Raw genomic sequence first — 12,218 nt, forward strand, 5'->3', positions numbered from 1 at the left:
TTTGGAAGGCGGATAATGCCCATGAGCACGTAGGGCTTTGTTTTGCAATTGCGCAATTAAAAGATAAGAAAAATATTCGTGTTATGAATACTTCTGAAGCGAGTAGAGAAATATTAAAACAAGATTATGATATCCGTGGAACTGGAGAATTATCTCCTGAAAGTTTAGCTCTTTTCCAAAAAAGTTTTGTGGAATTTCCGTATTTAACTGAAGAGAAGCGAATGAAGTTTGCACATGAGTGGGATAGATTATCGCAAAGCACGGAGTTTTTAAGAGTTTGGAAAGACGATGAAGTGCATTCTGTACAAGAAAATTATTTTGATCAATTCATTATTGAGTGTGCGAAAAATGTAGGAGCAGATAAAGAATTTCATAAAGCTCCGAGAGTAATAGGTGAAGCACTTGGACTTGCGGATCAATTGGTTGGGGATACGTTTTTGGAATATCGCTTGAAAGAATTAATTAAGCAAGAAGTATTTGAATATGAAGGTTCGTTAGATCAAATGCGTTTTTATAGTGTGAAGTTAATAAAATAAAAAATATGTTTTGTTTATAAAAAAGCTCGTATTCTTAAAATACGAGCTTTTTTTAGATGAATTTAGGCTATACATAAGCTTCCTATGAATGGCGTATCACATATGAATGTTAAAAGAAACAAATGAAAAGAAGGTGATGGGTTATTATGTATAACCAACAAAACTATCCATATGATCAAGAGATGTATTATAATCCACAAAACTACGGTTATGAATCTACAAATGAAGTGAGAGATATTGAACAAGAAGACTATAGACCAGATGATGCGGAAGATGCTCCAACATCACCACCACCGTCACAAGCTCCGTCGTTACCGTCCACATTTGCTTCTCCAGCACAAGCAGGCAATATGAAATCTTGGATGTGTAACTGTCTAGGAAGATGGGGCTATTTACGTTTACATCGACCTGGTCCTTTCGGAAGAGATTTATGGTTCTTTCCAACCGAGGTAAGAAGAAGCGGGGTTTCAGGTTACACTTGGCAAGGTGGTCGTCGTCGTAAAGTAAGTTATCGATATCAACAAATTAGTAATTTTATGTGCTTCGCATAATAGGAAGTGAGAGAGTAGAATAATTTTACTCTCTCACTTTTTTATTTTTCAATATACGAAGTAAGATTTTAATTAAAAATTTACAATTTTCTAGTTTTTATTGAAGTATAATTCAAATGTTAGGTTGATTTACACAAATAATTGAGAGTGAGGGAATGTAATGTCAATAAAAAATAAGGTTGGCCGAAAAATAGAGGATGGCATTAATTTAGCTTCTGCTCAGTTTAAAGAAGATGCTTATGAGATTTATAAAGAATCGCGAAAAGTGCAACCTATTTTATTTGTTAATAAAGTCGAGATTGGTACAGAATGGCTCATTACAAGATATGAAGATGCTCTACCACTTTTAAAAGATAATCGCTTAAAAAAGATCCAAATAATGTTTTTTCTAAAGATACAATGAACATGTTTCTTTCTGTTGACAATAGTGATCATTTAACAACGCATATGTTAAATTCGGACCCACCTAACCACAGTCGTTTACGATCTTTAGTTCAAAAAGCTTTTACACCAAAGATGATTTCACAATTAGACGGAAGAATTCAGAGAGTAGCGGATGATTTAATAAATGAGATAGAGCGAAAAGGTACATTAAATCTTGTGGATGATTATTCATTCCCATTACCGATTATTGTAATAAGTGAGATGCTTGGAATTCCAAAAGAGGATCAAGCGAAATTTAGAATTTGGTCTCATGCTGTCATTGCATCGCCAGAAACACCTGAAGAAATAAAAGAAACCGAAAAACAACTATCTGAGTTTATTACATATCTTCAATATATAGTTGATGTAAAACGGAAAAATCCAAAAGAAGATTTGGTTAGTGCGTTAATACTTGCAGAAAATGAAGGGCATAAACTTAGTGCTCGAGAGCTATATTCAATGATCATGTTATTAATTGTAGCCGGACACGAGACGACAGTGAATTTAATAACAAATACGGTATTAGCACTTCTTGAAAATCCGAAGCAATTACTTTTATTAAAAGATAATCCGAAATTAATTGATTCAGCTATTGAGGAAGGATTGCGTTATTATTCTCCAGTTGAGGTGACGACTGCAAGATGGGCGGCTGAGCCGTTTCAAATTCACGAACAAACAATCCAAAAAGGAGATATGGTTATTGTCGCATTAGCTTCAGCAAACCGTGATGAAACAGTATTTGAAAACCCAGAAGTATTTGATATTACACGAGAAAATAACCGTCATATTGCCTTTGGGCATGGTAGTCATTTCTGCCTAGGAGCACCACTTGCTAGGTTGGAAGCAAAGATTGCTATTACTACTTTGTTTAAACGGATGCCATCGTTACAAATAAAAGGTGAGCGTGAAAAAATTAATTGGCAAGGTAATTATTTAATGCGCTCTTTAGAGGAATTACCATTGTCTTTTTAGAATAGTTATATTGAGACATGCATACACGACAAATGATTAACATAGAGTATGTATGTGTTATTTAAATTCGAAACGGAAGGGTGAAAACATCCCAATGATCAACTAATTCTATTTGTAAGAGATCTTCGTTAAAAAACGAAATATTCTTCTGAATAGGATTAGTATGTGCATGTATAGAAAAGGGATGTGTTTCGCACTGCGAATATATAGTCTTTTCATATGATTTGTGCTGCCTCCTGTTCAGAACACGGAATAGGAGGCTTTTTTATGTCGACGACTGCAGAAACGAAACAAAATCATGGGGTATCACAAGTATTAAAAAATCGATTTGTGCAAGGGATTCTAGCATCAGCATTATTTCTACAAGTTGGAATTTGGGTTCGTAACTTTGCGATATTACTTTATGTTATGGAAATGACAAAAGGAGATGCATTCGCAATTTCGATGATTTCAGTTGCTGAATTTGCTCCAATTTTCATTTTTTCCTTTATTGGAGGAACTTTTGCTGATAGGTGGAAGCCAAAGAAGACAATGATATGGTGTGAAACGTTAAGTTCTATTTCCGTATTCGCTGTATTAATTACACTTATGTTTGGAACGTGGAAAATCGTGTTTTTTGTGACGCTCATCTCTGCGATCCTTTCGCAGTTTTCTCAACCATCTGGAATGAAGTTGTTTAAACAACACTTATCGACGGAACAAATTCAATTAGCGATGTCTATATATCAAACAATATTTGCAATATTTATGGTATTAGGACCAATCCTAGGAACATTTATTTTTCATAGTTTTGGAATTTATATTTCAATTATCATAACAGGTATTGCCTTTTTACTTGCAGCAGCTGTATTGTTATTTCTTCCGAAAGATCTCGAGAATGATCATGAGAAGAAAGAAATCACATTATTACAGGAAATGCTGGATGGTATTAAATATGTAAAAAAGAAAAAAGCATTAACTTTGCTCGGTTTTTGTTTTATGGCAGCAGGATTAGGTATAGGCTTAATTCAGCCACTTGGTATATTTATTGTGACTGAGCAGTTAGGGTTATCAAAAGAGAGTTTACAATGGTTACTAACAGTAAATGGTGCGGGAATGATTGTTGGCGGGGCTTTAGCGATGGTATTTGCGAAAAACGTTGCTCCCCAAAAGATGTTAATTGTAGGGATGCTCGGTCAGGCAATTGGAATTGGTATTATAGGCTACTCCACAAATTTATGGGTGACACTTACGGCACAACTTTTTAGTGGTTTAGCTCTTCCATGTATTCAAATAGGTATTAATACGCTCATTATTCAAAATAGCGATACCGATTTTATTGGTCGCGTGAACGGCATTTTAAGTCCACTATTCACCGGTTCAATGGTAGTAACGATGAGTATAGCTGGTTCCTTAAAGGAGATGTTTTCATTAGGTACGATGTACGAGGGGACGGCTCTACTATTTATAATTGGATTATTGTTTATTTTACCTATATACAATTTAAAGCCAGTAATAGCAGTAGAAAGTGAAATGAATGGTAAAGGAAGTGCTGTGCAACATGAATCCTAATCCTAATGTTAAATACCCAATTGAAGGAAATCAAAACGTTCATTTTATAAAAAATACAATAACGAAATCTAATATACTTGTTGGTGACTATTCTTATTATGATGCGAAAGATGGAGAAACATTTGAAGATCGAGTATTATATCATTATGAATTTATTGGAGATCGGCTTACCATTGGAAAGTTTTGTTGTATTGCAAATGGAGTTACCTTTATTATGAACGGAGCGAATCACCGGATGGATGGATTTTCGGCATATCCATTTAATATATTTGGAAATGGGTGGGAGAAGTATACACCTAGTTTGTCTGATTTACCTTACAAAGGTGATACAGTTATAGGAAATGACGTTTGGATTGGTATGGATACAACTATTATGCCCGGAATAAAAATAGGGGATGGTGCAATCATTGCAGCTAAATCTGTTGTGACTAGAGATGTCGTACCATATACAATTGTTGGCGGAAACCCTGCAAATAAAATAAAGGAACGATTCACAAATACAATAATAGAAGAATTATTGCAAATTCAATGGTGGCATTTTGACATTGAAAAAATAACCGAAAATATAGATGCTATTGTACAAGAAGATATTGAATCATTAAGAAAGTTAAAAAGGTAATAAAAAATGCATGACAAAGAGTATCATACCTCCGAATTTTGTTAATGATAATAGAACAAGGAGGTGTGATACTATGGCACAAGACGTTTTATGTGAAGTAAACAACTGTAAATTTTGGGCTAACGGCAATAAATGTAGTGCAGATGCAATTTATGTAGTAAGTCATAAAGGTAAACATGCATCTACAACTGAAGAAACAGATTGCAAAACTTTCGATCCAGAAATATAAACTTTTAAAGGGTAGCCAAATCGTGGTTGCCCTTTTATTAATTATAGTATTGATAATAAATCTCATTTTCATTCATTGTTTTTAACTTTTCTTTTTATTTTTTCATATTTTCTTCATAAGTGATGCAATCCAGAGCAATTCATGTTCAATACGTGATTTACTAAATTCAATGACTTCTGTAATAAAAGATGAGGTAACATCTAAAGATTGAATAGCAGTAAGTTGTTTATGTAGTACATCTTGGCGTATTGTTAAAATTTCTTTTCTAGCTTCGTAATCAAGTTTTTCAAATAGCGCGATACGTACAAGGAACTCAGCGTTGTTTGCCGCAATCTTTTCGGGAAACTCTCTTAACATTTCAGAAAAAATTTCTTCTCCTGTTTCAGTTATATCGTACATATTTCGGTTTGGCTTTCCGACTTGTTTATGTATTTTTTTCATTATAGCACCCATATTTTCGAAGCGCCGAAGAGCGGGATAAAGTGTATTATGATTTAATTCGAAATTCTCACCTAACCGATTTTGGATATTCTTCTTTATTTCATAACCGTGTTTTGGCCCTGACGTTAATTCTGCAAGCAATAAAATATCAACGTACATAAAAATCCCCCTTATATATTTCTCAAGTTCTCCAATGAAAAATCTCCTTTAACATATGTTAAAATAACATATGTTAGATTATACAACTTTGAACTACCGACCTATCACTTTTATTGTAAAAGAAAAGGGAGGAAAGAACTATGGATTCGCCTGAAAATGTGATTTTAGTTCATGAAATTTCAAAGCTGAAAACAAAAGAAGAATTGTGGAATCCGTATGAGTGGTATGAATTTATGAGGGATAACCATCCGGTTCATTATGATGAGGAGCAGGATGTATGGAATGTTTTTTTATACGATGATGTAAATCGAGTTTTATCGGATTATCGCTTATTTTCCAGTAGAAGGGAACGAAGACAATTCGCAATCCCACCTTTAGAAACTAGAATAAATATAAATTCTACTGATCCACCAGAACATCGCAATGTACGTTCTATTGTTTCTAAAGCATTTACTCCAAGAAGTTTAGAACAATGGAAACCTCGAATACAGGCTATCGCAAATGAACTTGTACAACATATCAGAAAATATAGTGAAGTTAATATCGTTGAGGAGTTTGCTGTAGCTTTACCTGTTACCGTCATATCCGATTTATTAGGAGTACCAACAACGGATCGTAAAAAAATTAAAGAATGGTCTGATATTTTATTTATGCCGTATAGTAAAGAAAAATTTAACGATTTGGATGTAGAAAAAGGAATTGCGTTAAATGAATTTAAAACATACCTTCTTCCAATTGTCCAAGAGAAAAGAAATCATTTAACCGACGATATTATTTCAGATTTAATACGAGCTGAATATGAAGGCGAAAGATTAACCGATGAAGAAATAGTTACTTTTACTTTAGGTTTATTAGCGGCAGGTAATGAAACAACTACAAATTTAATTATTAACAGCTTTTATTGCTTTTTAGTAGATTCACCTGGAATATATGAAGAGTTAAGAAAAGAACCTACGTTAATTTCAAAAGCGATTGAGGAAGTTTTACGCTATCGCTTTCCCATTACATTAGCTAGGAGGATTACTGCGGACACAAATATATTTGGACCTTTTATGAAAAAGGATCAAATGATTGTTGCGTGGGTTAGTGCAGCAAATTCAGATGAGAAAAAGTTCTTACAAGCTTCTAAATTTAATTTACACAGAATAGGAAATGAAAAGCATTTAACCTTTGGTAAAGGTCCTCATTTTTGCTTAGGGGCGCCACTTGCACGTTTAGAAGCTGAGATTGCATTAACTACCTTTATAAATGCCTTTGAAAAAATAGAGTTATCTCCATCGTTCAATTTAGAAAAATGTATATTAGAAAATGAACAAACATTAAAATACTTACCTATTCTTTTGAAAACTAGGTAAAACGTTCAGCAAGGTATAAAATTACTGTACCTTGTTTTTTTATTTCTCAATTGTAAATTTTTAGTGGTCTATTTAGTATGGAAGTGTGTGAAAGAAGAGTGGAGGAGGATGCTTATGTTAACGTGCGATGGGAGTAAAACGTTTCAAATATTTATTAAAGCTGTAACTGATTTAATAGATGGTGATTTATTGGAAGAACAAATCGTGTGTGAAATTGAAACATTACTAGAAGAACTTTTAGAAAAGAAAACATGGCTTCCGTTAGATAAACAGAAGGTGAATTCAGCTCAATATGCACGACACTTACTGTATGAAGATCCGTTAAAACGTTTTGAAGTATTAGCTCTCGTATGGAAAGATGGACAATCTACACCATTACATGATCATGATGGCACATGGGGAGTAGAAGGCGTTTTTTCAGGAAGGATAATGGTGCAGAACTTTGTACAAACGAAGCAGCTTGGAAATTCACTTTCTTATTTAACACACATAGGAAATCTTTATTTGGGAGAAGGCGAAACCGATAAAGTAATTCCACCAGCTGATTGTCATATTCTTGAAATAGCTGAAAATGAAAGCGTAATCACTATTCATATATACGGAAAACGTTTAGAAAAGTTTAAAGTATATATCCCAACAGAAGAAAAAAATGTATACATGTGTGAGACAAAATATATTAGTTATAATTCATAGCTTAAAATCCAAAGCTTTTCTTTAAAAAGAACAGCTTTGGATTTTATTTTTAATTATTTCTTGACCTGAAACGCTTTTCATAAACTATAAATAAGGAGTACTTCACGAGATTCGTATGAAAACGATACCTTATATTTCATAAAAACTCGTGTATTTATAGAAAGTGGTGAAGAAATAATGAAATTAATCGCAATTGATTTAGATGGAACTCTTCTTTCAGGGAATAAAATGATTAGTAAAGAGAATGCAGAAGCAATTCGAAAATGTCAAGAAGCTGGCCATGTTGTAGCAATTTGTACAGGACGTTCTATTGTGGATATTGAACGACTATTGTTAGAAGTGAATTTAGAATGTCCGATTATTGCTGAAAATGGTGCACTTATTTATACAGATAAAAAGATGATGAAGAGATACCCAATTCAAAATACGCAAGCACTAGAGATTATAGAATATCTTGAAGAGAATGATCTGTATTATCAACTTTATACTAATAAAGGTGTGTATGTACCAGATTATGGAGTAGAGAGTGTACGAAATGAAATCGAGTATGTAAAGAATTCAAAAGAAAATTTCAACTTGAAAGAGTTAGAAACGATTGCTGCATTATATCTTGAGCATACAGCATTTCATAGTACAGAAAGTTGTAAACCAATTGTAGAAATGGATATACATGTGCATAAACTTTTACCGTTTTCTTATGACATAGAGAAATTAAAAAAATTAAAAGAAACATTTCTGCATAATACGGATTTAGCTATTACATCTTCCTATTGGCATAATTTAGAGATTAATCATCGAGATGCTCAAAAAGGAAATGGATTATATACTTTAGCAGAACATCTTAATATTCCAGTTGAAAACACTGTAGCAATAGGCGATGGCTTAAACGATGTTTCTATGATGGAGAAAGCAAATATATCAATTGCAATGGGAAATGCAGTTGAAGAAATAAAAGTGATGTGTCAATACGAAACGTTAACAAATGAAGAACATGGTGTCGCACATGCTTTATATAAATATGTAATGTAATAAAAAAAGAAAAAAGAATCCAAATAGATTCTTTTTTCTTTTTATTAGGGGTAAGGTATTCTATGAGATTCATAGAAGCCTTATTACAACTCATTATATAGAATATATTGGAATAAATGTTTATATTTTTCATGAGAGTTGTGAAACTTTTGTGAATTTTACGGTTATTGTATTTTTATACTGCTACTAGCAGCGCGTAACAATCCCATATTATTTTCTGTTTTTAATTGAAAAATAGAATTTGTTTGAATAATTATTCTACAGCTATATACCTAGGGGCACTTTCTTCGTATAATGAAGAAGTATGAATTTTGAATTTGTATAAATTTTACATATCGAGGTGAAAAAGGAATGAATGCGCGGCTAATGGAACTTATTGATGTGAGTACAATAGAAACCATGGCAGAACAATTTTATAAATTAACCAACATATCACATCAACTTCTTGATGCTGAAAACGAATGTATATTTTCATTTGGAATTAATGAAATGAAAGTATGTAAACTTCCAAAAATTGAAATCCCCCTTTTCTTATACAATCAATATTTAGGATCTTTTGTTGTATGGTCCAAAAGAAGCGAAATCTTAAATTGCCAGAAATATTTTGAAATGCTTTCTAACCTCATTATAGATGGGGTGAAAAAAGTAGTTCAAAGTAAAAATACATCGTTACTTTCTCGAAAAGAGGAAGAACTGCATACAATCTTACAAAACATGCCTGTTATGGTTGATGCGCTTGACTATAATGGAGATTTTGTTTTGTGGAATCGAGAATGCGAGATTGTAACAGGTTATACTGCTGAAGAAATAATTGGGAATCCAAACGCACTTCGATTACTGTATCCTGACCATAATTATCGCTATCAAATACAAAATAAATTTTTGACTCATGGGAAAAATTTTAGAGATTGGGAAATGCGTTTAACATGTAAAAATGGTGAAATTAAAACGATAATGTGGTCCAATATATCAGAGCAGTTTCCTGTAACAGGATTTAGTTACTGGGCTGTTGGTGTAGATATTACACATTTAAAAGCGATAGAAGAGCAATTGAAACAACAAACCTCTGAATTAGAATTAATTTTTAAAGCTTTACCAGATTTATGTTTTTTAACAGAATATGACGGGACAATTATAGATTATAAAGCAGGGTCCCCTACAAAATTTTACGTACCCGCAGAAGCTTTTATGGGGAAAAAGTTTTACGAAATATTACCGTCTCCAGTAGCACAGCAATTTCAAGAAGCAATTCGCCAATTGAAAGAAGAAGGAAAGAATGTAATTGTAGAATATCCTCTAACAATTAATGGAAGTATTGATTTCTTTGAAGCTAGATGTTTACCATTATTACAAGATAAAATTATGATCATTGTCCGCGATATTACAGAGCGGAAAAAGGCAGAAGAATTGCTAAATAAATCAGATACACTTGCGGCAATTGGTCAATTAGCAGCCGGTGTAGCTCATGAAGTGAGAAACCCATTAACGGTAATTAAAGGATTTATACAGTTATTCCAAATTAATAAAGAAGATCAAGAAAAATATTTTGACCTTATGCTTTCCGAAATAGAAAGAATAGAATCAATCCTCCAAGAGTTTTTGTCGATTGCTAAAACTGATGAAATAAATACAGAAAAGAAAAATATTTATCAAATTTTTAAAAATGTCGTATCATTAATCAATACAAAAGCAATCATGACAAATATTCAAGTTGAACTATTTACAGATTCCAAAGAGATAATCATTGAATGCTCAGAAAATCAATTGAAACAAGTATTTATTAATATTTTGCAAAATTCAATTGAAGCAATGTTAAATGGTGGGGAAATTTCAATCCATATAAAAGAAATACATAAAAATGGTGTCGTTATTAGTGTAATAGATGAAGGAATAGGAATACCTGAAGAAAGAATTAAAAGATTAGGTGAACCTTTTTATAGTACGAAAGAAAAAGGTACCGGTATTGGATTGATGTTAAGTTATAAAATTATTGAAAGTCATCAAGGAACAATAAGTATAATGAGTGAGGTTGGCGTCGGGACAACTGTAACGATTTACTTGCCGAAAATTCAGAGTAAACAATCTCTATCAAATTGTGATGATAGATGTATTTCAATACGTTCTAATATTAACTCCTAAAATACCTAATACCCAATAACAAAGCTAAGCTTTTGTTATTGGGTATTTTTATATTTAATTTAGTAAACTTTACCTTTTCTTTATGTTTGTTTTAATTTCTATTAAGTTTTAAACGTTATATTAATATGCGTACAAAGTAATGTGTGGAAATTGTACATTACTTTTAATATAGAAAGCTTAAAATTATTAAAAATGTTGTAAGGAGGAGATTATGACAAGGTGAAAAAGAAAGAGAAAAAGAGTGGTAGAGCACTACCTATACGGTTAAATATTTTATTCTTTTGTGTATTTTTATTATTTTCTGGAATTATAATCCAGTTAGGTAAGGTGCAAATTTTCGATGGAGAAACATATAAAAATGAAGTAGCGAAGAGGGAAAATGCAACAGTTAAGCTTACAGTACCACGTGGCAAAATTTATGACCGTGAAGGGAATCCAGTAGTGGACAATAAGTCTTTACGTACGATTACATATACAAAGGTGAAAGGTGTAAAAGCGGAGGAAATGTTAAAAACTGCAAGACAACTTGCAGCAATAATTGAAATACCGCAAGAAGATATAGATAAGTTAACCGAGACGGATAAGAAAGATTTTTGGATGCAGTTAAATCCAAAACTTACTCAAGATTTAGTATCTAAAAAAGAAATAGATAAGTTTAGAGAAAAGGATATTAACGGAAAAGAGTTAGACAAAAAAATAGAAGAGTTAAAAAGAAAGCGAGTTACAGAAAAAAATCTTCAAGAATTAACAGCAAAAGACATAGAAGTGTTAGCTATTAAAAGTAAAATGACTTCAGGTTATCAAATGGTACCTCAAATTATTAAAAAAGATGTTAGTGAAAAGGAATATGCTGTGATTAGCGAAAATTTAGCAAATCTCCCTGGGGTTGACGCATCAGTTGATTGGGAACGGCTCTATGTAAATGATGGCTTATTCCGTTCAGTCCTTGGAAATGTTTCGAATGCTGATGAGGGATTACCACGTGAACGATTAGATTATTATTTAGTGCGGGAGTATAGCCGGAATGACCGGGTCGGGAAAAGTTACATCGAACAGCAATACGAAGATGTACTTCATGGCACGAAAGAAGAAGTAAGAAGTATTGCTGGTAAACAAGGTAATACAATTAGAACGGAGACAGTTTCTGAAGGGAAAAGCGGCAAGAATTTAGCGTTAACAATTGATATGGAATTACAGAAAAAAGTAGAAGAGAGTATAGAAAAAATATTAAAGGCATATAAAGGTTCAGAATCAATGTTAGACCGTGCTTTCGTTGTAATGATGAATCCGAAAAACGGCCAAGTATTATCGATGGCTGGGAAAAGACTTGTAGAAAAAGACGGAAAAACGGAAGTAGAAGATTATGCTTTAGGTACGCTGACAAGTTCATACGAGCTTGGATCAACTGTTAAAGGTGCTACAGTATTAACCGGATTTGAAACAAAAGCTATAACACCGGGAACACATTTTTATGATGCACCTATGAAGTTTAAAGGAACTAAGGAGAAAAAGTCATGGAAA

At 32.7% G+C, this 12,218-nt stretch carries 11 protein-coding genes and 1 pseudogene; 11 read left to right on the plus strand and 1 reads right to left on the minus strand.

Annotated features, from left to right (window positions below):
• The 6 genes and pseudogenes from JFT89_RS14040 to JFT89_RS14065 form a co-directional block, all read left to right on the plus strand.
• A partial coding sequence (locus JFT89_RS14040; protein ID WP_242488408.1) for a DUF3658 domain-containing protein occupies window positions 1-536 on the plus strand: 536 nt, incomplete at its 5' end.
• A 146-nt stretch (window positions 537-682) separates the two neighbouring features.
• The gene (locus JFT89_RS14045) at window positions 683-1,087 is read left to right on the plus strand and encodes a hypothetical protein (protein WP_002032464.1); all 405 of its coding nucleotides are present in this window, start codon (window positions 683-685) and stop codon (window positions 1,085-1,087) included.
• A 160-nt stretch (window positions 1,088-1,247) separates the two neighbouring features.
• A pseudogene (locus JFT89_RS14050) lies at window positions 1,248-2,482 on the plus strand (cytochrome P450 family protein).
• Window positions 2,483-2,749: 267 nt separating this feature from the next.
• Window positions 2,750-4,033 (plus strand): MFS transporter, encoded by a 1,284-nt coding sequence (locus JFT89_RS14055; protein WP_201040248.1) that lies wholly within the window; start codon window positions 2,750-2,752, stop codon window positions 4,031-4,033.
• Window positions 4,023-4,652: a Vat family streptogramin A O-acetyltransferase gene (locus tag JFT89_RS14060; RefSeq protein ID WP_016095476.1), complete on the plus strand. Its 630-nt coding sequence runs from the start codon at window positions 4,023-4,025 to the stop codon at window positions 4,650-4,652. The genes JFT89_RS14055 and JFT89_RS14060 overlap by 11 nt, the downstream gene beginning before the upstream one ends.
• Before the next feature lie 73 nt (window positions 4,653-4,725).
• On the plus strand, window positions 4,726-4,881 hold the full coding sequence (locus tag JFT89_RS14065; RefSeq protein WP_071746091.1) for a DUF1540 domain-containing protein: 156 nt from the start codon (window positions 4,726-4,728) through the stop codon (window positions 4,879-4,881).
• Window positions 4,882-4,983: 102 nt separating this feature from the next.
• Here JFT89_RS14065 and JFT89_RS14070 read toward each other — a convergent pair whose 3' ends face one another.
• The gene (locus JFT89_RS14070) at window positions 4,984-5,481 is read right to left on the minus strand and encodes a PadR family transcriptional regulator (RefSeq protein ID WP_002141998.1); all 498 of its coding nucleotides are present in this window, start codon (window positions 5,479-5,481) and stop codon (window positions 4,984-4,986) included.
• 140 nt (window positions 5,482-5,621) lie between these two features.
• Here JFT89_RS14070 and JFT89_RS14075 point away from each other — a divergent pair, with 140 nt between their 5' ends.
• From JFT89_RS14075 to JFT89_RS14095, 5 genes are all read left to right on the plus strand, one after another.
• Window positions 5,622-6,836: a cytochrome P450 gene (locus JFT89_RS14075; RefSeq protein ID WP_201040249.1), complete on the plus strand. Its 1,215-nt coding sequence runs from the start codon at window positions 5,622-5,624 to the stop codon at window positions 6,834-6,836.
• 114 nt (window positions 6,837-6,950) lie between these two features.
• Window positions 6,951-7,529: a cysteine dioxygenase family protein gene (locus JFT89_RS14080; protein ID WP_002141996.1), complete on the plus strand. Its 579-nt coding sequence runs from the start codon at window positions 6,951-6,953 to the stop codon at window positions 7,527-7,529.
• Window positions 7,530-7,706: 177 nt separating this feature from the next.
• Window positions 7,707-8,558 (plus strand): Cof-type HAD-IIB family hydrolase, encoded by an 852-nt coding sequence (locus JFT89_RS14085; protein ID WP_002065648.1) that lies wholly within the window; start codon window positions 7,707-7,709, stop codon window positions 8,556-8,558.
• A 351-nt stretch (window positions 8,559-8,909) separates the two neighbouring features.
• Window positions 8,910-10,697, plus strand: coding sequence for a PAS domain-containing sensor histidine kinase (locus JFT89_RS14090; protein WP_016095475.1), 1,788 nt, complete (start codon window positions 8,910-8,912; stop codon window positions 10,695-10,697).
• A gap of 219 nt (window positions 10,698-10,916) precedes the next feature.
• A partial coding sequence (locus tag JFT89_RS14095; protein WP_307838610.1) for a penicillin-binding transpeptidase domain-containing protein occupies window positions 10,917-12,218 on the plus strand: 1,302 nt, incomplete at its 3' end.

It is taken from the genome of Bacillus sp. TH25 (assembly GCF_016650935.1).
GTDB lineage: Bacteria > Bacillota > Bacilli > Bacillales > Bacillaceae_G > Bacillus_A > Bacillus_A mycoides.

What these genes read in the sequence shown, in the direction of transcription:
- JFT89_RS14045 (WP_002032464.1), top strand. Translation starts at nt 683, where the DNA reads ATGTATAACCAACAAAACTATCCATATGATCAAGAGATGTATTATAAT.
- JFT89_RS14055 (WP_201040248.1), top strand. Translation starts at nt 2,750, where the DNA reads ATGTCGACGACTGCAGAAACGAAACAAAATCATGGGGTATCACAAGTA.
- JFT89_RS14060 (WP_016095476.1), top strand. Translation starts at nt 4,023, where the DNA reads ATGAATCCTAATCCTAATGTTAAATACCCAATTGAAGGAAATCAAAAC.
- JFT89_RS14065 (WP_071746091.1), top strand. Translation starts at nt 4,726, where the DNA reads ATGGCACAAGACGTTTTATGTGAAGTAAACAACTGTAAATTTTGGGCT.
- JFT89_RS14070 (WP_002141998.1), bottom strand. Translation starts at nt 5,481, where the DNA reads ATGTACGTTGATATTTTATTGCTTGCAGAATTAACGTCAGGGCCAAAA.
- JFT89_RS14075 (WP_201040249.1), top strand. Translation starts at nt 5,622, where the DNA reads ATGGATTCGCCTGAAAATGTGATTTTAGTTCATGAAATTTCAAAGCTG.
- JFT89_RS14080 (WP_002141996.1), top strand. Translation starts at nt 6,951, where the DNA reads ATGTTAACGTGCGATGGGAGTAAAACGTTTCAAATATTTATTAAAGCT.
- JFT89_RS14085 (WP_002065648.1), top strand. Translation starts at nt 7,707, where the DNA reads ATGAAATTAATCGCAATTGATTTAGATGGAACTCTTCTTTCAGGGAAT.
- JFT89_RS14090 (WP_016095475.1), top strand. Translation starts at nt 8,910, where the DNA reads ATGAATGCGCGGCTAATGGAACTTATTGATGTGAGTACAATAGAAACC.